The sequence below is a fragment of the Nocardia sp. CNY236 genome (assembly GCF_000482385.1).
In the GTDB taxonomy this organism is placed as follows: Bacteria; Actinomycetota; Actinomycetes; order Mycobacteriales; family Mycobacteriaceae; genus Nocardia.
In genome coordinates, this window is sequence record NZ_AXVD01000039.1 from 24,636 (window position 1) to 45,731 (window position 21,096).

Here is a 21,096-nt window from a genome sequence, read left to right on the forward strand (position 1 = left end):
CATGGATGCCGGCACTGCCGCTGTCGTACCTCTCAATGCCGACGCCGCGACTTCGGGCCTCGCTTGCCCTTCGCTTCGGCCCGGGCCGCCTCGCGGCGTTCGCGACGGGTCGGTCGAGGACCGCCGTCGCCGCCGTACTCCTGGGTGTCGCTGCGTACTGCGGGCTGGCCTCCTTCGTCGGGGCCCGAGTAGCTGAATCCGCCCGGGGTGGCGTCGTCGATGCCCTTGGCGCGCAACGCCGCGGGCGCGGCATGGCCATTGGCCGCGGGGACCTCATCGGTACGGGCTTGCGTCGGAGGAGCGGTCATGGCGCCGACCGGGGAACGCAAGCCCGCATCGACTGCGACACCCGCCGGCTGCGGCTGTGGCTGTTGCACCTCGACCTGCAAGTTGAACAGGAATCCGACCGACTCCTCTTTCAGGCCGTCGAGCATTGCGGCGAACATGTCGAAACCCTCACGTTGGTACTCCACCAACGGGTCACGCTGCGCCATCGCACGCAGCCCGATGCCCTCCTTGAGGTAGTCCATCTCGTAGAGGTGCTCGCGCCACTTGCGGTCGAGCACCGAAAGCAGCACCTGCCGCTCCAGATTGCGCATGCTGCCCTCGCCCGCGATGCCGTCGATTTCGGACTCGCGCCGCTCGTAGGCATCGTGCGCATCGTCCAGTAGCGCGTCGAGCAGCTCGACGCGACCCAGTTCGCCGGCTTCTCCCACCTCGGTCTCACCGGCCAAACTCTGGTGGTCCACACCCACCGGATACAACGTCTTCAGCGCCGCCCACAGCTTGTCCAGATCCCAATCCTCGACATAGCCTTCTTCGGTGGCGCCGTCCACGTAGGCGGTGACGACGTCGGTGACCATGCCCTGGACCTGGCCTTCCATGTCCTCGCCGCGCAGGATCCGATTGCGTTCGCCATAGATGACGGTGCGTTGCTGGTTCATCACCTCGTCGTATTTGAGCACGTTCTTGCGGATCTCGAAATTCTGCTGCTCGACCTGCGTCTGGGCGCCCTTGATGGCCTTGGACACCATCTTCGCCTCGATCGGGACGTCATCGGGCAGATTCAACCGGGTCATGATCGCTTCCAGCGCAGCGCCATTGAACCGCCGCATCAATTCGTCGCCCAGCGACAAATAGAAGCGGGATTCTCCCGGGTCCCCCTGACGCCCGGAGCGACCGCGCAGCTGATTGTCGATGCGACGCGATTCGTGCCGCTCGGTACCGAGCACATAGAGCCCACCCACGTCGCGCACCGCATCGGCATCCTCTGCGGTCTGGGCCTTGACCTGATCGAGTGTCGGCAACCAGGCTCGTTCGTATTCCTCCGGAGTGTCGACCGGATCGAGACCCTGCTTGCGCAACAGCGTGTCGGTAATGATGTCGGGGTTGCCACCGAGCACGATATCGGTGCCGCGCCCAGCCATATTGGTCGCGACGGTCACCGCTGCGGGACGTCCGGCCTCGGCAATGATCTGGGCTTCCTTCTCGTGGAACTTCGCGTTCAACACATTGTGCGCAATCCCACGCTTGGTGAATTGCTTGGACAGGTACTCCGAGCGCTCGACGCTGGTCGTACCGATCAGCACCGGCTGCCCCTTCTCGTGTCGCTCGGTCACATCGTCCACGACAGCGGAGAACTTGGCTTCTTCGGTCTTGTAGATGAGATCGGATTGATCGTCACGAATCATCGGCTTGTTGGTGGGAATGGGAACCACGCCGAGGTTGTAGATCTGGTGCAGCTCGGCGGCCTCGGTCTCGGCGGTGCCGGTCATGCCGGACAGCGTGTCGTAGAGCCGGAAGTAGTTCTGCAGCGTAATGGTGGCCAGGGTCTGGTTCTCCGGCTGGATCTCCACACCTTCCTTGGCCTCGATCGCCTGGTGCATGCCCTCGTTGTACCGACGCCCGACCAGGATGCGGCCGGTGAATTCGTCGACGATGATCACGTCACCGTCGCGGACGATGTAGTCCTTGTCACGGACATACAACTCCTTGGCTTTGATGGCGTTGTTCAAGTAGCTCACCAAAGGCGAGTTGGCTGCCTCGTACAGATTGTCGATGCCGAGTTGGTCTTCGATGAACTCCACACCGGCCTCGTGTACGCCGATCGTGCGCTTTTTGATGTCGACCTCGTAGTGCAGGTCCTTCTTCAACAATGGAGCGATGCGGGCGAACTCGGCATACCACTTCGACGAGGCGTCGGCCGGACCGGAGATGATCAACGGGGTACGTGCCTCGTCGATCAGGATGGAATCGACCTCGTCGACGACAGCGAAGTTGTGCCCGCGCTGCACCAGATCGTCGAGCGAATGGGTCATGTTGTCGCGCAGATAGTCGAAGCCGAACTCGTTGTTCGTCCCGTAGGTGATGTCGGCGGCGTAAGCCGCCCGCCGTTCGGCCGGGCTCATCCCGGACAAGATCACACCGACGTCGAGGCCGAGGAAACGGTGCACGCGACCCATCCATTCGGCATCGCGTTTGGCCAAGTAGTCGTTCACCGTCACCACATGCACGCCGTCGCCGCCGAGTGCGTTCAAATAGGCCGGCAGAACGCAAGTGAGCGTCTTGCCCTCGCCGGTCTTCATCTCGGCGATATTGCCGGTGTGCAGCGCGGCGCCCCCCATCACCTGCACCTTGTAGTGTTTCTGGCTGAGCACCCGCCACGACGCCTCCCGCGCGACGGCGAATGCCTCGGCCATGAGCTGCCCCAGTGGATCGCGCTCACCCTCGTCGACCATCTCGGCATAGCGTTCGCGGAACTCGTCGGTCTTGGCCTGCAGCTCGGCGTCGCTCAGGTCGGCGTACTCCGGCTCCAGGGCGAGAACCTGGTCGGCGAAGTGTGAGAGCCGCTTGACTACGCGACCCTCACCAATCCGAAGCAACCTCGACAGTGTCAGCGCAGGCACGAGTCTCGTCAGTCCTCTGGTCGGTGTGTCAGTTCGTGTCATCGGCCCCCGGCCGGCGGACCCCACGGTACGCGGAATCCGCTGCATACCTCATGGTAGTGCGGCACCCATCGTATGCGCCGCGGCCCGGAGGCCATGCGTGTGCGTGTCCCAGCGACACGCACACGCCCACGAGCCGACACATCGAACCTACCCACGCGTCGACCGTGCATCCCCGTTCCGGCTGTGATCGAATCGATGGACCGAGCGCGAGCGGGTAACAGCGTGCGACGGGATCACCCGATACTGCGAGAACCATGCCGAACCACCGAATATCCCGCCGCCACCTCGGTACCAGGTGTCACAGCAGCACACTATGTGGGGACAGCATCGGGAAAAGGAGTTCCGGGCAGCGTGATCACGAGACTGACGCCGCAGGACACGGCGTTCTACCGGCTCGAGTCGAGCAGCAATCCGATCCATATCGGCTCCCTCGCGATCGTCCGGAACACCGAATCCGGCGAGGGCGGCGGCGCGGCGATCCTGGACTACGACCGTCTGGTCGATCTGGTGGAGAGCAGACTGGCCCTGGTGCCGCGATATCGACGCAAGGTACGGGAAATCCCACTGTCGCTGGGGCGCCCGGTCTGGGTCGAGGACAGCCGATTCGACATCACCTATCACGTCCGGCGTTCGGCCCTGCCCGGCCCGGGTACCGATGAACAGTTGCACGATCTGATCGCTCGGCTTGCCTCGCACCCACTGGATCCCGCGCGTCCGCTGTGGGAGATGTACCTGATCGAACGGCTGTCCGACGGCCGCTGCGCGATCTTCACCAAATCACATTCGGCCCTGGTGGATGGAGACACGGCGCTGGAAATCGGTCATGTGATCCTCGACGCAGGGCCGGCGCCGCGCGATGTGGCCGATGACGCCTGGATCGCGCCGCGCGAACCCGGCGACATCGAACTCCTCGTCGGCGCACTCGGCCACCTAGCCCGGCAACCGCGCAAGGCGCTCGAAGTGGCCCGCGACGCCGGAGCCGGAGCCGTGGCCGTGCTCGAGACCGCGGGCAGGGCGGCGGAATCAGCGGCCTCGGTGGTCAAAGGCGTATTGACCGGCGCGCACTCGCCATTGAATACCCGAACCTCGCGCAATCGCCGCTTCACTGTCGTCCGTACCGAGTTGGCGGACTATCGCACGATTCGCAGGCGCTTCGACTGCTCGATCAACGACGCGATCCTGGCCGTGGTGACCGGGGCATTGCGCAACTGGTTGTTGTCCCGCGGTGAAGCGCTCACCGAGTCGACCACGCTGCGCACAGTGGTACCGATGTCGGTCTATGTCGAGGGAACGAACGGAGATCAGGCACAAACGGCCAGCGAGGTGTCGTCGTTCCTGATCGACTTACCGGTCGGCGAGCCGAATCCGGTGATCCGACTGTCGCACATCGCCCATGCCATCGAGTTCAACGGCCGCCATCGACGCGGCGTCCGCGCCCGCACGCTGGTCCACCTGGCCGGATTCGCGCCGGCCAGCCTGCACGCGATGAGTGTGCGCGCGGCGAGTACCTTCGCAGAACACACGTTCAACTTGGTGATCACCAATGCGCCGGGTCCGCAGGCACCGATGTATATCGGTGGCGCGCGGATGCTGGAGATGTACCCGGTGTCGCCGCTGCTGCGCAATCAGGCGTCGAGTGTCGGGATCACGTCCTACGACGGACACGTGTTCTACGGTCTCAACGCCGACCGCGACGCGATGGCCGATATCGGTGTGCTGGCCGCGGCGGTGCGCGATTCGATGGAGGAGATGCTCGGTGCCTGCGTCTGACCGGAACAGTTTGCGCGTCTATATTCCAGCGACGGTGCCGATGCTGCGCGACCTGGTCGCCACCGGGGAACTGGCCGCTGTCGGCGGGACCGCGTTCGCAGTGACGCCGACGCTGCGGGAAGCCTATGCCTCCGGCAACGACGACGAACTCGGTGAAGTGGCCATGGCGGAGGCCGCACGCGCCTCGCTCCGACTACTCGCCGCCGAACGCGACGTGGCGGGCGGACCGCAGCAGTCCGCCGACGAGGACACCGCGCTCACGGCCCACCGTGCGCCGACCTACCGCCGCGCCGTGATCGCCGCCGATGTCACCAGGGCGCGACTGCGGCCCGATCTCGATGATGCCGTGGTCCGGCTGGCCGGTTCGATCGACTACCAACAGATCGCGTCGGTGCACGTCGACCTGGTCGACGCCGAACCGCAGATTGCCAAGGCTATCGAGGTGGTCGACGCAGCCGACCTCGGCGACACCGATGCCGAGTTCGTGCTCGGCGACGCCGAAGACCACCAATTGGCGTGGTACGCGGCACAAGAGCTACCTTTCCTGCTCGACCTGCTCTGAGCCGCGCCACGCGGTTCACGGGCTGACACTCCGGCACAACCTACGATGCCGTAACCTAGCAGCCAGGGCAGTATCCGATCACCGCGGACACTGCCTGCGCGCATCCGACAACAGGGAGACCGACGGCAGCCATGGGTTCGAAGACTGGGGGATTGTCGATACGGGGCGTTCGCACGTGGCTGGAAGGCCCCGGTGGGAACGCTGCGGAGCAGGGCGGCAGGTTCAAGGCATTGCGGGGCGCCGCGGCATGGGTGACCACACCGTTGCTACCCGACGACTATCTCCACCTGGCCAACCCACTGTGGTCGGCGCGTGAGTTGCGCGGACGCATCGTGGACGTACGTACGGAAACGGCCGACTCCGCGACTCTGGTGATTCAACCGGGCTGGGGATTCGACTTCGGATTCCGCCCCGGACAGTACATCGGCATCGGCCTGTTGGTCGACGGCCGCTGGCATTGGCGCTCGTACTCGCTGACCTGCCCGCCCGACTGGACCACGCCCAGACGCGGCGGCAAGCGGTTGATCTCCATTGCGGTGAAGGCGATGCCGGAAGGCTTTCTGTCCAGCCACCTGGTCAACGGTGTACCGGTGGGCACCATCGTTCGGCTCGCCGCCCCACAAGGCGGATTCGTCCTGCCGAATCCGCTACCGGAGAAGGTGCTGTTCCTGACCGCGGGCAGTGGAATCACCCCGGTGATGTCCATGCTTCGCGCAATGGACCGTCGTGGCCAGTTCACCGATGTGGTGCACATACATTCGGCCCGAACAGCCGACGATGTGATGTTCGGCACCGAATTGAGCAGGCTGCGCGAGCGCAACCCGAGTTTCCGCACGCACCTGCACCTGACCGCCGACCACGGCAAGTTCGTTCCGGGCGATCTCGACGCCGAGCTACCCGACTGGCGCGAGCGATCCACCTGGGCCTGCGGACCCGCCGCGATGCTCGACGAGATCGAACACCACTGGCGCGGCGCCGGCCTGTCCGACCAACTGTGTGTCGAGCGCTTCGAGGTCGAGCGCTCCGCAGTCGGTGAAGGTGGCAGGGTGACCTTCGGCGCATCCGGCCGCACCGCCGAAGCAGATGGCGCGACCAGCTTGTTGGAAGCCGGTGAGTCCGTCGGTGTACAGATGCCCTTCGGCTGCCGGATGGGCATCTGCCAAACCTGCGTGGTCACGCTGAGTTCGGGCCATGTACGCGATCTCCGCAACGGAGACGAACACCACCAGGGCGACAAAGTGCAAACGTGCATTTCGGCGGCCGCGGGCGACTGCACTTTGGACGTATAGTCCGGCAGGTACCCTCGGTCTGGATCGAGAAGGAAGGACCCCGGTGGCCATCACCGATATCAAGGCATTCGCCCACCTCACGGCGGCCGACATCGAAACACTGGGGAATGAGCTCGATTCCATTCGACGGTCGGTGGAGCTGTCCCGCGGCGAACGAGACGCGAAGTACATTCGACGGGCCATCGCTGCCCAACGTGGCTTGGAAGTGACTGCTCGTGCCCTGCTATTCGGCAGTCGCAACCGGTGGGCGTGGCTGGCCGGCACCGCGATGCTCTCGGTGGCCAAGATCATCGAGAACATGGAGCTCGGGCACAACATCAGCCATGGTCAATGGGACTGGATGAACGATCCGGAAATCCACTCCAGCTCCTGGGAGTGGGATATGACCGGTCCTTCGTCGCAGTGGCGCCGGGCGCACAATTTCTCCCACCACACCTACACCAACGTGCTGGGCAAGGACGAAGACCTCGGCTTCGGCATCTTGCGGATGACCCGCGACGAGCAGTGGCGACCTGTCCACTTGGTCCAGCCGCTGGCCAACCTGCTGCTGGCAGCCACCTTCGAGTGGGGCATCGCCCTGCATGACTGGGGCATCGACAAGCAGTTGTCGGATACGCCGCGCTGGAAGCTGCTCTCGGAACCGAACAAGGAGTGCGGCCGCAAGATCTTTCGCCAGCTGGTCAAGGACTACCTGATCCACCCCGCGCTCACCGGCCCTGCGTTCACCCGGACTCTGCAGGCGAACGCTTCGGCGAATCTGGTGCGCAATCTGTGGGCATACGCGGTGATCTTCTGCGGCCACTTCCCCGACGGCGCGGAAAAGTTCACCATCGAGCAGTTGCGGGACGAAACTCAGGGCGAGTGGTTCCTGCGCCAGATGTTGGGCAGCGCCAATTTCGACGCCGGTCCGGTCATGGCATTCATGAGCGGTAACCTGTGCTATCAGATCGAACACCACTTGTTCCCCGATCTACCGAGCAATCGGTACCCGGAGATCGCGCAGCAGGTCCGCGCACTGTGCGACAAATACGATCTGCCCTACACCACCGGCTCCTTGGGCAAGCAGTATCTGCTCGCCTTTCGCACCATCCACAAGCTGGCGCTGCCGGACCGCTTTCTCACTGCGACCGCCGACAACGCACCCGAAACCTCCTCCGAACGCAAGTTCGCGGGGATCACACTGCCGTCACTGGGCGCGGTCACTCGCCCCGGCGCGGAGGCGACCCATTGGTTGCGCATCGATCCGGAGACCGGGAAGCGCCGCGGTCTGCGGTCGGCGTTGCGTGAGGCCAGAGCCGTGCTGCACGAGAAGGCGCGTCAGGAAAAGGTGGCTTTGCGCGAGGCAAAAGCAGTACTGAAGCAGAAGGCCGAGCACGAGCGTCGGATGCTGCGCGAGGCCAAGCGCACACTGCAGGACATCGCCCGGCAGGAGAAAGCGGCACTACGCCGGAAAACCCAGCGAGACAAAACTTTTCGTTTTTCTCGACGGACGGGCAAAATACCAGCCAGCGCCTGAGATGGCAATAGGGGAATTGCCACATCCCTCGCGCGAACTTCATAACCTACGGTCTCGTAACTTACGATAAGGTAACCGGCATGGCGATCTCGGATGTCAAGGAATACGCGCATCTCACCGAGGCCGACGTGGAAACGCTCGGCGCGGAATTCGACGCGATACGCAGAGAAATCGAGGCCTCGCGCGGCGCTCACGATGCGAAATACATCCGCAATGTCATCCGGCTACAGCGGTTTCTCGAGATCAGCGGCCGAGCAGTACTGTTCGCGAGCCCGGCACGCGCCGCCTGGCTGGCCGGCGTGGCCTTGCTCGGCACGGCCAAGATCGTCGAGAACATGGAAATCGGGCACAACGTCATGCACGGACAGTGGGACTGGATGAACGATCCGGAAATCCACTCCAGCTCGTGGGAATGGGACAATACGGGCACCGCCAAACACTGGAAACACACCCACAACTACCTGCACCACAAATACACCAATGTGCTGGGCATGGACGACGACATCGGCTTCGGCCTGTTGCGGGTGACCCGCGACCAGCGCTGGAAGCCGTTCAACTTGGGCAATCCGCTCTACAACCTGGCGTTGCAACTGCTGTTCGAATACGGCGTGGCGATCCAGCACCTGGAACTGGGCAAACTCGCAGCAGGTAGATACAAGCCGGGCACGCCCGAGCGTGCCGACTTCGAGCGCAAGCGCAAAGACGCGGCTGCCAAGATGGGCAAACAGATCCTCAAGGACTACGCCATCTTCCCTGCGCTCACCGGGCGGGCGTTCTTCTCGACGCTGACCGCCAACCTGGCGGCCAACGCGATCCGCAACGTGTGGGCCAATACGGTCATCTTCTGTGGCCATTTTCCCGACGGCGCGGAAAAGTTCACCAAATCCGATGTCGACCACGAAACGCACAGCCAGTGGTACCTCCGACAGATGCTGGGCAGCGCCAACATCTCCGGGGGCCCGGTCATGCACTTCATGACCGGCAACCTGAGCCACCAGATCGAACACCACCTGTTCCCCGACCTACCGAGCAATCGCTATGCCGAAATCGCTGTCCGGGTGCGCGATCTGGCCGACAAATACGACCTGCCCTACACCACCGGCTCACTTCCGGTGCAGTACTTCAAGGCATGGCGGACCATCCTCAAGCTGTCGCTACCGAATCATTTCCTGCATGCCACCACCGACGACGCACCCGAGACCGCGTCGGAACGCAAATTCGGCGGCCATACCACTGCCACCTTCGACCCCACGACGGGCAGGCGTCGCGGTTTGCGCACCGCGCTCGCGCAAGGACGTCGATGGTTCGGCCGGCGTGGTGCGGGCAGGACCCGTTGATCGCTACCCCGCGGTTCGGCGGCCACGACGAGCACGCCGGGGGATGTGCACGGCGCGGTCGCTGGTCTGATTGACTCAGGCGGTGCATGCAGAAGTTCTCAGCGTCTATGAGGCGATCCGCCGGCGCCGTGACGTGCGCGCCGAGTTCACCGGCGAGATCGTGGACGACAGCACGTTGTGGCGGATACTCGACGCGGCTCACCGAGCGCCGAGCGTCGGGAATTCGCAACCATGGGACTTCGTGATCGTGCGTGAACCGGCAACGCTGCGCAGGTTCGCCGAGCATGTGGCACGGCAGCGCATCGCATTTCGGGATGCGCTGCCGCCGGAACGCACCGCGACATTCGGGCCGATCAAGATCGAAGGCATTCGCGAGAGCGGCACCGGCATCGTGGTCTGCTACGACGACAGCCGTGGAGGGCCGCAGGTATTGGGTCGGGCGACCATGCCCGAAACTGGAATCTATTCCGCGGTTCTCGCCATCCAGAACCTGTGGCTGGCCGCCACGACCGAAGGCATCGGCGTCGGCTGGGTGTCGTTCTACGACCCCGAGTTCTTGGCCGAGCTGGTCGACCTGCCCGAAGGTATCCGAACAGTTGCCTGGCTCTGCGTCGGTCCGGTCCACGAGTTCCAGCGCGTCCCCGACCTCGAGCGCTTCGGCTGGCGCGCAGGAAGGCCGTTGACCGATGCGATTCACCACGAAACCTACCGCGGCTGACTTGTGGTGGCCGTCATCCCACCAGTCGGATCGGGGCGCGGATACAGTGGACCCACCGCACTGGGCGCACATGCCCATCGTCTATGGTTCAACCGCGTGCCAACTGGGTACGTCAAAGACGAAAATCGCTCAGACCGCGGTTTCTTCGTTTTGCAGGAGGTTTGCACAATGACCGATGTCGATGCTGTTCGGTTGTCGAACGAACTGGGCATCGGCATAGCGGAGGCGATCCTGCGCCTACGCCGTGAAGGCCTACCCGGCGAGACCAAGCACCAGACCTGTCTTCGAATCATCGCCGACGAAGCGCACCATCGACGATGGGGCACCGCACGGGACGCCTGACTTCACACGCCGCCGGAACCGGCCGCTCACGCATCTCTCCGAGTACCCACCAGCAAGTGAGTACTCGGAGACATCGGGGGCCGTTGGTCTCGTCAGGCGAGACGAATGAGCCCGTAATCGAACGCGTGACGGCGGTAGACCACCGACGGCCGTTCGGTCTCCTTGTCCTGGAACAAGAAGAAGTCATGGCCGACGAGTTCCATCTGGTACAACGCGTCATCGACCGACATCGGGGTCGCGGAATGCACCTTCGTGCGCACGATGTGCCCGGGACCGACGACAAGGTCGGCTTCCTGGGACTCATCAGGAAGATCGTGCGCGGTGACCGGCTCGGTGGGGCGCTCGAACAGCGAGTCGTCGACCAGATCGGCGGTGGCCTGCGCGACCGATACCGGCGTCTTGTCGCCGTAGTGCACCCTGCGCCTGTCCTTCGTTCGACGCAGTCGACTCTCCAACTTCGCAGTCACCGACTCGAATGCGGCGTAGAAGCTGTCCGCCCGCGCCTCGGCCCGTACGACAGGACCCTTTCCGTGCGCGGTGATTTCGACGCGTTGACAGTTTTTGCGCTGCCGACGATTGCGCTCGTGGAACAACTCCACGTCGAAGAGGAAGATCGACGGGCCGTACCGTTCCACGCGGGAGAGTTTCTCCGCGACGTAAATTCGGAAGTGATCGGGCACCTCCACATTGCGGCCCTTCACCACGACGTCGGCACGCGGCGTTCGTGGTTGCTCCGCTGCGGGTTGCTCCGATACTTCCGGGGTGCCGGCGCGCACCACCGAAGTAGCGGAATCGTTCACTGAGGGTCGTGAAGAATGCGTCACGCATACCTCCCGGATCTGGCCGCACAGACCGATTCACGTGCGGCGGGGTTGAGCTACGCCGACCGATGAATCGCTCGGCGCACATTGTCCGAGGCGCCACCTCCAAACTCCCGGTGGGTGTGTGAACGCGACGCTAGTACGCAGATGGTCCGGCCGCTAGTGTTCACGCAAATTTCCCGTAGTCAAGCGGCACAAGTAACCAGAACGCCACACGCATGCAATCCCGCTCGGACCAGGGCGCACACGGATTCGTGGACCGTCGCACCTGTGGTCACGACGTCGTCGACCACTATGATCTCGGCACTTTGCAGGATCTCCCGCCCACTGGACCGGACCGGAACACTGACCACCCGCCCCCGCAGATTGCGGGCGCGTTCGGCCGGGGTCAGGCCCACCGAGTCGCGCACCCCATGCCCCATCCGCAATATAGGCAACACCCAGCAATCGGGCAGACACCGTGCAGCAACCCGTGCTGAGCGCAGCACCGGATCACCGCCCCGACGCCGCGCAGCCACGGCGCGGCTCGGCGCCGGCACCAACACCAACGGCCGTCCGGCCGTCCGCAGCACCGCAAGACCGGCCGCCAGAGCCACACCCAACGGCTCGGCCAAATCGCGCCGGCCCCTCTCCTTTGCTGCCAACACCGCGCGCCGTGCGGGACCCGCGTATGAGCCCAGTGTCCAGCACGAGATACCTGGAGCGCCCCGCGGCCACACTCGCACCGGCGGTCCGGCCAGCGCCGCATGGCAGTCGATGCACCACCTGAGATCCGGGCGCCCACAGCCGGCACAGTCGACCGGCACGACCAGGTCGAGGAGGGTTCTCATCGCCCGAGTGTGCACCCCGACGCCGACAGATTCGGCGGCCCGGCAGATTCGATCGCCCCGCGATCAGGTGTCGTGGAGCGGGACCTTCCCGGCAGCTGGTCGGTCTCAGCCGAACAGCTCGGCCAGACAGCTCAGCCGGCAGTGAAGTGTCTCAGCCGGGCAGGACGGGAACGGCATTCGCGCCGAGACCCGGCACCTCACGCCAGTACGGCTGACCATGGTCCGGTGCGGAGGTCAGTTCCAGCACCGCACGTGAGTCGGCGACGTATTGCCGTTCCGGACTGGCACTGACCGTACGTACCGGCGCCGTCAGGTTCCGCGCCGTCAACGCCGTGGGCTCGGATCCATCCACCGACACCGTGCTCACAGGGTCGACATCACCGTCGCGTACCACGATGATCGTGTCGGCGTCGAGCCAATCTACCGCCACCGCGTCCGTACTGAGACCGACAACGACCGGGAAGGCCGAGGTCAGCGCCATCGCGCCATCCGGCTTCGATACCACGACCGCGACGTACACCTTGCCGTCGGCAATCATCGCCGCCCGCACCCCCGAACGAGAAATCCGCAGTTCGGTGATCGGCAAGCGCGGCGCGGTGTCGGACGAGGCCGGTGCCAGCCCCGAGATGTCCACCTCTTGCACCGACACCGTACCGGTAGCTGGGTTGTTGAACGCGCGAATCACTCGTGCGCCATCGATCACGGCCCACGCCGCACGCCCATCACGGGTCCACGATGGGCGAGTAATGGCGAAGCCCTCGGCCACCGGGAAAGCGCTACCACCGTAGGTACCGACCATCAATGCATGCGACGGTTCCGGCGCGCTGCGCCCCGTCGCGGCCACTCCAGCGACCAGTTGACCATCCGGAGACAATGCCGCCGACTGCAGATTGTTGACGCCACCGAAGTATCCCAAGGTCGGCGTGCTGCCCCCATTACCGGTGACCTGAACCAACCCACCTCCGCGCAGCGCGTGCAGTCCGGTCTGCTCGTTCACCAAGGTGGTCGGATTGAACCGCTGCAGCGCTTCGGCGGTCCACCCGTTCACCGCAAACCGCTCGTCCATCGGCTCACCGTCTGCGAGTACCAGGTAGGGCCCGAGCACGTCGGCCGCCGACAGTGTGAAGACGATTTGGGCGGCCAGGAGTTCACGATCACGCGGATGCAACGCCGAGGCGCCGGCGAGGTCTATCCTGACACCACCCAGACCGACGCCCACATCGGTCGAGTCACCATTGGCTTTGGTGACCGCACCGCGCAGCGAGACCGACGCCAACTGGTTGCGCAGCACGGTGGCCAGCGCATTCTGCGGCCCCTCGATCAACCCGCTGAGCAACCGATGCGTCAATTCACCTTTGGGTACCGACATCCACCGCAGGTCCGGAACGAGGGTATCCCCGTTCGGATCGAGGAAATACAGCGCGTAGCGCCGGTAGGAGTTGAAGAACGCGACCGAGTCCGTGACGACGCCATCGGGCAGTTCGTCGATGCGCCACTCACCGTCGACCCGAGCCAGTTCGATCTTGTGCTCGATGATGACGATATCGTCGCTGGGGCGGTATCCACCGTCCGGGGCGAGTTCGCCGACCTTGCGGGCACGAATTCGATAGGTGGCGTTGTCGCCGGAGCGGGACTCGCGCAGCGTGTCCGGTTTTTCGACGATCACGATGCCCGCCTCGTCGTCCCACTCGGCGGCGGCCGCGGGCGTCATGTATTGGCGCGCGGCCACATGTCCACCGGCCGGGTCCGCGGTGGCATCCAGGAAGTCACGCACCAGCAGATCGGGATCGCGATTGGGTTTCGGCGGCGGCGGGCCTTCCGGAGTAGGCTCACGGTCGATGGTGCCCAGCGCCTCCGGCGGCGAGGACTCGGGCAGACTGGCACACCCGGTCAAGGGCAGCAACACCGCGACCACCGCGGCGGCCAATACGACCAGCCGCGGCATCCACGCAGATCCGATGCACATTCTCAAGACTGTACGTCCCCGGAATTGCGCCCCTCACCCCCACCGGCAGGTTGCACGCCGGTGGCCGGCGATCCGCTCGGCCCCGTAACCGTCGCATCACCGGGTGCGGCCTCGACACCATGTTCGACGGTACCGTTCGACGCAGCGCGCGACGAACTCAGCTGTTGCTCGAACTTCCGCTCGTGCCGCGCACTCGGCTCCGGCAACTGCGCGCCGACCGAGTCGAGATCGGCGGACGACTCCGACTCACCCGCCGGCTTCGGCGTGCGCGTGGGCTCGAGCGACAGTGGACTCGGTCCCATTTTCTTGCCACGCACCATGGGCAAGGTCAGTCGGAAGCTCGCTCCCTGCCCGAGCTCGCCACATGCCTCCAGCTTGCCTTCGTGGAGATTCGTATCCTCCGCGCTGATCGACAGCCCGAGCCCGGTGCCACCGGAACGACGCATCCTGGAAGGATCCGAACGCCAGAACCGGTTGAACACCAACTTCTCCTCGCCGGCCCGCAGGCCGACCCCCTGATCGCGCACCACAACGGCGACCGCATTGGCCGAGACGTCGGCGCGCATCCGAAGCAGCACCGGCTTGCCCTCGCCGTGGTCGATTGCGTTGGCCAGTAGATTGCGCAGCACACGTTCCATGCGCCTCGGGTCCACCTCGGCGACCAACGGCTCTTCCGGTAGATCCGTGATCACCTCGACGCCGGCGTCCTTGGCCAAATGTCGCACCGTGGAAATCGCAGCCCGCGCACACATCCGTACATCGAGAGATTCGACCTGGAGTTCGGCGACGCCGGCGTCGTGGCGACTGATCTCCAATAGATCGTTGAGCAGGCATTCGAACCGGTCCAGTTCGTTGACCAACAACTCGGCGCTGCGGGCCAATGCGGGCTCGAGGTCGTCGCTGCTGCTGTGGATCAGGTCCGCGGCCATCCGCACCGTCGTGAGCGGAGTGCGCAACTCGTGACTGACGTCGGAAGTGAATCGGCGCTGCAGATTGCCGAACTCCTCGAGCTGAGTGATCTGGTTGGATAAACTCTCGGCCATTTCGTTGAACGCCTGAGCCAAGCGGGCCATATCGTCCTCGCCGCGTACGAGCATGCGCTCCTTGAGCCGTCCGTCGGCGAATCTGCCGGCGATCCGCGCCGCGGAGCGGATCGGCAAGACCACCTGTCGGGTAACCAACGCCGTGATCGCCGCCAGCAGCACCAGCAGCACCCCTCCACCGACCAGCATGGTGCCACGCATCAGCGCCAGGCTGCGCTCCTCGTTGCCCAGCGGGAAGATCAGGTAGATTTCGAGTGTCGGGATCTCATCGCTCGGACTACCGATGATCAGCGCGCGGCCGCGATAACCATCCGAGTCCGATACCGTCGCGAACTGATAGCTGACCTGATTGCGCTGGACGAACCGGCGCAGCTCGTCCGGTACCTCCTCGATCGGGCCAGCGGAGATCCGCTGCATCGGCATGCCGCCGACAGCACTCAGCGCTGCATCGAAGCTCCCTGCGGCACCGGCAGATTGACCCGTAGCATCGCGGTTCGACAATGCGTCGCGCGCATCCACCAGACGCTGTGGTTGCGCACCGAACCCAGGTACGCCAGCGAGCTGGCTCTCGACGGTGTTACGGGCCCGGTCCATTTCTTCGATCGCCGCGTTGACCTTCGCATCGAGCAGCCGGTCGGTGATCTGGCTGGTCAGCACGACTCCGAGGATGGTGATGACGATCAACGACAAGGTCAGAGTGGATACGATGACGCGGAGCTGCAGCGACCTACGCCACAGGTGCCCGAGGGCTGTGCCGACCGCGTGGAACCATGCCACCGTCGAGGCCAGCGCTTGCCGCAGTCGCACGACCACGCCATCCGCGCCGGCCTCGCGACCTGCGCCGGGCCCATGGTGGTCAGGCAAGCGATCGCCTCCACGCCCTCGGCTCGGGCCGGATCACGGCGGTCCGGCCTTGTAACCCACGCCGCGGACGGTCAGCACGATCTCCGGGTTCTCGGGATCTTTCTCCACCTTCGCCCGCAACCGCTGCACATGGACGTTCACCAATCTGGTGTCCGCGGCATGCCGATAACCCCATACCTGTTCGAGTAGAACCTCTCGGGTGAACACTTGGCGCGGTTTGCGGGCCAGAGCGACGAGTAGATCGAACTCCAACGGCGTCAGCGAGATCTGCATACCACCGCGGCTGACCTTGTGGGCGGGTACATCGATGACGATATCCGCGATCGAGAGCATCTCGGCGGGCTCTTCGTCGATGCGACGCAATCGCGCCCGGACACGGGCAACGAGTTCCTTCGGTTTGAACGGCTTGACGATGTAGTCGTCGGCACCGGATTCCAAACCCAATACCACGTCGACCGTGTCGGTCTTGGCGGTGAGCATCACGATCGGTACCCCTGAATCGGCCCGCAACGCCCGGCACACGTCGATGCCGTTCATCCCGGGCAACATCAGATCCAGCAATACCAGATCAGGGCGGATCTCCCGCACTGCCGCCAAGGCCTGTGTGCCGTCGCCGACCACATGCGGGTCGAACCCTTCCCCGCGCAAGACGATCGTTAGCATCTCGGCGAGTGCCATATCGTCGTCGACGACCAGAATCTTCGGCTTCATAAGTACTATGTTGTCATCTCCCAGGCCAGGATCGGGCCGCCACGCCAACACTGGTCCCGAACCCGACGTGCGGCCGACCTCATCGCCCGGTGATTTCCGTGATACGTGCAGCCAATGCGGCCGGATCGTCACCGGATCGGTATATCCACCACGGGCTACGCCAGCCGCGTTCGGCCAGCTCACGATACACCGAGGCAGTCCGGTACTGCAGACCGCGGTCGCGCTCGTAGGCATCGAGCGCGCGCGAGGAGTCGAGTTCGCCTCGCTGGCGAGCGCGCTCGGCCGCTAGCTCCACGGGTACGTCCAACAGCACCTGCACTGCGGGCGGCGGTACCGCGAACCGACCGAACTCCAATTCACCGACCCAATCCACTATTTCACCCTCGGCAGACTGTCCGAGTCGAGCAGCGGAATAGGCGGCGCTGGAGGCGACATAGCGATCCAGCAGCACAACATCGTTGTCGGCCAGTAGCTTCGAGACTTCCTCACCGGCGTCGGCGCGGTCCAGCGCGAAGAGCAACGCCATACCGCTGACCGAGTCGACGAGGTCACCGTGCGCGCCGCGCAGTGCCTCGGCGGCAAGATCGGCATGCACCGACACTCCATACCGCGGGAAGGCCATCGTCACGATCCGCATGCCACGGCCGCGCAGCCGAGCGACGACCCGGTCGATCAGCGTCCGCTTGCCCGCGCCGTCGAGGCCCTCGATGGCGATCAGCACTCCCATAACCAGGCAGGCTACCCCGCCTACCCAGTTCGCCCCATAGCGGCCGACGAGCGCGAACCCTTGGCCCACGCGCGGCGGGTGGGACCACGATCGACCGCTGCGGTCCCACTCGGCGCCCGGGCCGCCGCGCGCTCGCCATCGCGCTCAGTAGCGGTAGTGCGGCGGCTTGAACGGCCCATCGACATCCACGCCGATGTACTCGGCCTGGTCTTTGGTGAGCTTGGTCAATTCGCCACCGAGTGCCTCGACGTGTATGCGGGCCACCTTCTCGTCCAGATGCTTCGGCAACCGGTAGACCTCGTTGTCGTACTCCTCCGGCTTGGTCCACAGCTCGATCTGGGCGATGACCTGGTTGGAGAAACTGTTCGACATGACGAAGGACGGATGCCCGGTCGCGTTACCGAGATTGAGCAACCGCCCCTCGGACAATACGAGGATCGAGCGGCCGGTTTCCGGGAACGTCCACAGGTCCACCTGCGGCTTGATGGTCGATCTGGTTGCGCCGGAACGCTCCAGCCCCGCGATATCGATCTCGTTGTCGAAGTGGCCGATGTTGCCCAGGATCGCCTGGTCCTTCATCGCCTTCATGTGATCGAGAGTGATGATGTCCTTGTTCCCGGTCGCCGTGATGACGATATCGGCGTCGCCGATCGCCTGTTCCACGGTCACCACGTCGTGGCCATCCATCAGCGCCTGCAGCGCATTGATCGGATCGATCTCCGTGACCTGAACCCGGGCGCCCTGTCCGGCAAGCGATTCCACACAGCCCTTGCCGACGTCGCCGTACCCGCAGATCAGTACTCTCTTTCCGCCGATGAGTACATCGGTGCCGCGATTGATGCCATCGATCAGCGAATGGCGCGTGCCGTATTTGTTGTCGAACTTGCTCTTGGTGACCGAGTCGTTGACATTGATCGCCGGGAAGACCAGCTCGCCAGCCGCCGCGAACTGGTAGAGCCGCAACACACCGGTGGTGGTCTCCTCGGTCACGCCGCGCACCGCTCGGGCAATCGTGGTCCACGTGTTTCGGTCGGACGCGAATCGCTCACGCAACAGGTTCAGGAACACCCGGTACTCGGCCGACTGATCCTCGTCGTCGGGCGGAACCACGCCCGCCTTCTCGAACTGCGCCCCACGCAACACCAGCATCGTGGCATCGCCACCATCGTCGAGGATCATGTTGGCCGGCTCGTCGGGCCAGGTGAGCATCTGTTCGGCGGCCCACCAATACTCCTCCAGCGTCTCGCCCTTCCAGGCGAACACCGACACACCGGTGGGCGCCTCCGCGGTGCCATGCGGGCCGATGACCACCGCGGCCGCCGCGTGGTCTTGCGTGGAGAAGATATTGCACGAGGCCCACCGCACCTGCGCACCCAGTGCGGTGAGTGTCTCGATCAATACCGCCGTCTGCACGGTCATGTGCAAGGAGCCGGAGATACGCGCACCCTGCAGCGGTCGCACGTCGGCATACTCGCGCCGCAGCGCCATCAGACCGGGCATTTCGCGCTCGGCGAGCCGGATCTCTTTTCGACCGAAATCGGCCAGCGACAGATCCGCTACTTTGTATTCGATGCCATTGCGGACATCGACGGTCATGGACGTGCGTGCGGGAAGTTCCGAAGTGGTCATCAGCCTCTCCTGGTTCGGCATGTACCACCGCCAGGCTAGTCCCTGACGACCGAATTCGGGCTATCCAGTTGCCCCGTGAGCCGTCAGGATCCGGTTGCGCTTGCGCGGCAGGATGTTGGCCAGTTCGACGTTGCCGCCGTAGTGGGCGAGCACCCGCGGATCCATGACACGCCGCCACACCGGCGGGACGAGCGCGAGCACGATCATGGCGGCGTATCCGGCGGGTAGTTGCGGCGCTTGATCGAAAGTACGCAGCGTCTGATAGCGACGACCGGGGTTTGCGTGGTGGTCGCTGTGGCGCTGAAGGTGGAAGAGGAAGATATTGGTGACCAGGTGGTCGCTGTTCCAACTGTCGCGCGGCGAGCAACGCGCGTACATGCCGTTCGACCGACGGGCCCGCAACAGACCGTAGTGTTCGACGTAGTTCACCGTCTCGAGCAGGCAGAAACCGAATAGCGCCTGGATCACCAGCCAGGGCAACACCTGGACGCCGAATGCCACGACCAAAGCGCCGAACAACACGACCGTCATCGCCCATGCCTGCAGGATGTGGTTGCCGACGCTCCACCATCGCTCTCCCTTGCGCGCCAGACGGGTGCGCTCCAACACAATGGCCGAGTAGAAGCTTCCGGATATACTGCGCGGCAGAAACTCCCACAGCGACTCCCCGAGCCGAGCGCTGGCCGGATCTTCCGGGGTCGCCACGCGCACGTGATGCCCGCGGTTGTGCTCGATGAAGAAATGCCCGTAGCCGGAGGGCGCGAGGGAGACCTTGGCCAGCCAGCGCTCCAGATGCTCGGCTCGATGTCCGAGTTCGTGGGCGGCGTTGATTCCGATACCGCTGACGAATCCGAGGGTGACGGCCAGGCCGAGCTTGTCGGCCACTCGCAGCTCGTCACCGGCCCACATGGCGCTCGCGATCGCCAGCCCGAGCAGCTGTATCGGGATCACAAGATAGGTACACCACCGGTAGTACCGGTCGTTCGACAATATGTCGTAGTACTCGTCTTTGGGGTTGCTGCCATCCAGCCCGATCGACAGGTCGAGCAGGGGAATCACGACGAGGATGACGATCGGGCCGATCCACCAGAACACCTCGGCGCCTGTCTGGTACACCAGTTGCGACGGCAGTAACGCGGTCATGGGGGCAAGTAAGCCCAGAAGCCACAGATAGCGTTTGGGATCTGGTTTATCCGACCATTTGCCGACTATTCGCACATTTGCCCCGCTCAATACGGACCCGAACTTCGATGCCTGAGCATGATTGCAGACTTCGCGTCGGTTGTACTCAAATCGATACTTCGAATGTGCGGACAATCACAAAGGCTCCTCCGGCGTTCGCGAGGGCGCCTACCAGGAGTTATATGGCGTGGTGTGTGGGTGCTGTGGACTCAGCGTTGCACCCGTGCCGCGAGGATCGCTTCGACGTAGGGACTCAACAACGCACTCAACTCCGCGGGTGCATCACGCTCGGCAGTGGGCGGAGTGGGAATGTAGCTGAGCGCGATCCGCACCAGCGCGTGGGCGATCACGTCCGCCTCGGCGGCCGTCGGGGCCACCCAGCTGCGCTGAAAAGCCCCCGACAACCTCTCGGTCGCCCGCTCGAGCAACGGTCCGGCATCGAGTGTGATCAGCCGCAACAGATCCAACTTCGCCTCCCCCGCGACCAGCGACTGCACCAGCGGATCCGACGCAGCATCGAGGAAGAAGTTGGCTATTCCATCTCGAAAGGCGGCACGCACGTCACCCACATTGCCGGTGACCGCGGCATCGACATGAGCAACCAGATCATCGGCCAAGCGCAGAGCGTAAGCCTGCGCGAGACCGTTACGTGAACCGAACTCGTTGTACAACGTCTGCCGACTCACCCCCGCCCGGCCCGCGACGTCACCGAGCGTGATCTTGGACCAATCACGCTCGGTGAGCAGCTCACGCATCGCATCCAGAACCGACGTCCGCAGCAACTCCCGTGCGGCCTCCTGATAAGGAACACTGCTTCCGGTACGCGGCATACCCGCGACAC

Annotated in this window: 17 protein-coding genes; 7 read left to right on the plus strand and 10 right to left on the minus strand. The window is 64.4% G+C overall.

Going from position 1 to position 21,096, the window contains the following annotated elements:
- Positions 1 to 32 precede the first annotated feature (32 nt).
- The gene (gene secA, locus K940_RS0118585) at positions 33 to 2,906 is read right to left on the minus strand and encodes a preprotein translocase subunit SecA (RefSeq protein WP_028478761.1); all 2,874 of its coding nucleotides are present in this window, start codon (positions 2,904 to 2,906) and stop codon (positions 33 to 35) included.
- Between the two features lie 393 nt (positions 2,907 to 3,299).
- On the opposite strand from secA, the gene K940_RS0118590 reads away from it, so the two are divergent.
- The 7 genes from K940_RS0118590 to K940_RS32460 all read left to right on the plus strand — a co-directional run bounded on the left by K940_RS0118590 (position 3,300) and on the right by K940_RS32460 (position 10,482).
- Complete coding sequence (locus tag K940_RS0118590; RefSeq protein ID WP_028478762.1) at positions 3,300 to 4,718, plus strand: wax ester/triacylglycerol synthase family O-acyltransferase; 1,419 nt, start codon at positions 3,300 to 3,302, stop codon at positions 4,716 to 4,718.
- Positions 4,719 to 4,758: 40 nt separating this feature from the next.
- Complete coding sequence (locus K940_RS0118595) at positions 4,759 to 5,280, plus strand: hypothetical protein (RefSeq protein ID WP_036529227.1); 522 nt, start codon at positions 4,759 to 4,761, stop codon at positions 5,278 to 5,280.
- A 131-nt stretch (positions 5,281 to 5,411) separates the two neighbouring features.
- Complete coding sequence (locus K940_RS0118600; RefSeq protein ID WP_051407344.1) at positions 5,412 to 6,569, plus strand: ferredoxin reductase; 1,158 nt, start codon at positions 5,412 to 5,414, stop codon at positions 6,567 to 6,569.
- Between the two features lie 43 nt (positions 6,570 to 6,612).
- A complete protein-coding gene (locus K940_RS0118605) occupies positions 6,613 to 8,085 on the plus strand; it encodes a fatty acid desaturase (protein WP_028478765.1) in 1,473 nt (490 codons plus the stop codon).
- Positions 8,086 to 8,165: 80 nt separating this feature from the next.
- On the plus strand, positions 8,166 to 9,422 hold the full coding sequence (locus tag K940_RS0118610) for a fatty acid desaturase (RefSeq protein ID WP_028478766.1): 1,257 nt from the start codon (positions 8,166 to 8,168) through the stop codon (positions 9,420 to 9,422).
- Positions 9,423 to 9,504: 82 nt separating this feature from the next.
- Positions 9,505 to 10,140 carry a 5,6-dimethylbenzimidazole synthase gene (gene bluB / locus K940_RS0118615; RefSeq protein WP_028478767.1) on the plus strand — a complete coding sequence of 212 codons (636 nt, stop codon included), beginning with the start codon at positions 9,505 to 9,507 and terminating at the stop codon, positions 10,138 to 10,140.
- A 168-nt stretch (positions 10,141 to 10,308) separates the two neighbouring features.
- A complete protein-coding gene (locus tag K940_RS32460) occupies positions 10,309 to 10,482 on the plus strand; it encodes a hypothetical protein (RefSeq protein ID WP_155980960.1) in 174 nt (57 codons plus the stop codon).
- Positions 10,483 to 10,574: 92 nt separating this feature from the next.
- On the opposite strand, the gene hpf is transcribed toward K940_RS32460, so the two are convergent.
- The 9 genes from hpf to K940_RS0118665 all read right to left on the minus strand — a co-directional run bounded on the left by hpf (position 10,575) and on the right by K940_RS0118665 (position 21,085).
- Positions 10,575 to 11,258: a ribosome hibernation-promoting factor, HPF/YfiA family gene (hpf, locus tag K940_RS0118625; RefSeq protein ID WP_369797525.1), complete on the minus strand. Its 684-nt coding sequence runs from the start codon at positions 11,256 to 11,258 to the stop codon at positions 10,575 to 10,577.
- Positions 11,259 to 11,488: 230 nt separating this feature from the next.
- Positions 11,489 to 12,133, minus strand: coding sequence for a ComF family protein (locus tag K940_RS0118630; protein ID WP_028478770.1), 645 nt, complete (start codon positions 12,131 to 12,133; stop codon positions 11,489 to 11,491).
- A 151-nt stretch (positions 12,134 to 12,284) separates the two neighbouring features.
- A complete protein-coding gene (lpqB, locus tag K940_RS0118635) occupies positions 12,285 to 14,099 on the minus strand; it encodes an MtrAB system accessory lipoprotein LpqB (RefSeq protein WP_051407345.1) in 1,815 nt (604 codons plus the stop codon).
- Between the two features lie 2 nt (positions 14,100 to 14,101).
- Entirely contained in the window at positions 14,102 to 15,955 is a 1,854-nt protein-coding gene (gene mtrB / locus K940_RS29135; RefSeq protein ID WP_196812268.1) for an MtrAB system histidine kinase MtrB, read from the minus strand.
- Between the two features lie 84 nt (positions 15,956 to 16,039).
- Positions 16,040 to 16,717: an MtrAB system response regulator MtrA gene (mtrA, locus tag K940_RS0118645; RefSeq protein ID WP_028478772.1), complete on the minus strand. Its 678-nt coding sequence runs from the start codon at positions 16,715 to 16,717 to the stop codon at positions 16,040 to 16,042.
- A 79-nt stretch (positions 16,718 to 16,796) separates the two neighbouring features.
- Positions 16,797 to 17,444 (minus strand): dTMP kinase, encoded by a 648-nt coding sequence (locus K940_RS0118650; RefSeq protein WP_028478773.1) that lies wholly within the window; start codon positions 17,442 to 17,444, stop codon positions 16,797 to 16,799.
- A gap of 144 nt (positions 17,445 to 17,588) precedes the next feature.
- Positions 17,589 to 19,073 carry an adenosylhomocysteinase gene (gene ahcY / locus K940_RS0118655; protein ID WP_028478774.1) on the minus strand — a complete coding sequence of 495 codons (1,485 nt, stop codon included), beginning with the start codon at positions 19,071 to 19,073 and terminating at the stop codon, positions 17,589 to 17,591.
- 60 nt (positions 19,074 to 19,133) lie between these two features.
- Positions 19,134 to 20,216 carry an alkane 1-monooxygenase gene (locus K940_RS0118660; RefSeq protein ID WP_081706476.1) on the minus strand — a complete coding sequence of 361 codons (1,083 nt, stop codon included), beginning with the start codon at positions 20,214 to 20,216 and terminating at the stop codon, positions 19,134 to 19,136.
- Positions 20,217 to 20,464: 248 nt separating this feature from the next.
- Positions 20,465 to 21,085, minus strand: coding sequence for a TetR/AcrR family transcriptional regulator (locus K940_RS0118665; RefSeq protein ID WP_028478776.1), 621 nt, complete (start codon positions 21,083 to 21,085; stop codon positions 20,465 to 20,467).
- Between the last annotated feature and the right edge of the window lie 11 nt (positions 21,086 to 21,096).

Bases quoted from the DNA above. Each gene is read 5' to 3' on its own strand.
- K940_RS32460 (WP_155980960.1), top strand. From the start codon at position 10,309: ATGACCGATGTCGATGCTGTTCGGTTGTCGAACGAACTGGGCATCGGC.
- ahcY (WP_028478774.1), bottom strand. From the start codon at position 19,073: ATGACCACTTCGGAACTTCCCGCACGCACGTCCATGACCGTCGATGTC.
- K940_RS0118660 (WP_081706476.1), bottom strand. From the start codon at position 20,216: ATGACCGCGTTACTGCCGTCGCAACTGGTGTACCAGACAGGCGCCGAG.
- mtrA (WP_028478772.1), bottom strand. From the start codon at position 16,717: ATGAAGCCGAAGATTCTGGTCGTCGACGACGATATGGCACTCGCCGAG.
- K940_RS0118630 (WP_028478770.1), bottom strand. From the start codon at position 12,133: ATGAGAACCCTCCTCGACCTGGTCGTGCCGGTCGACTGTGCCGGCTGT.
- K940_RS0118650 (WP_028478773.1), bottom strand. From the start codon at position 17,444: ATGGGAGTGCTGATCGCCATCGAGGGCCTCGACGGCGCGGGCAAGCGG.
- K940_RS0118665 (WP_028478776.1), bottom strand. From the start codon at position 21,085: ATGCCGCGTACCGGAAGCAGTGTTCCTTATCAGGAGGCCGCACGGGAG.
- K940_RS0118595 (WP_036529227.1), top strand. From the start codon at position 4,759: ATGCTGCGCGACCTGGTCGCCACCGGGGAACTGGCCGCTGTCGGCGGG.
- K940_RS0118600 (WP_051407344.1), top strand. From the start codon at position 5,412: ATGGGTTCGAAGACTGGGGGATTGTCGATACGGGGCGTTCGCACGTGG.
- lpqB (WP_051407345.1), bottom strand. From the start codon at position 14,099: ATGTGCATCGGATCTGCGTGGATGCCGCGGCTGGTCGTATTGGCCGCC.
- K940_RS0118610 (WP_028478766.1), top strand. From the start codon at position 8,166: ATGGCGATCTCGGATGTCAAGGAATACGCGCATCTCACCGAGGCCGAC.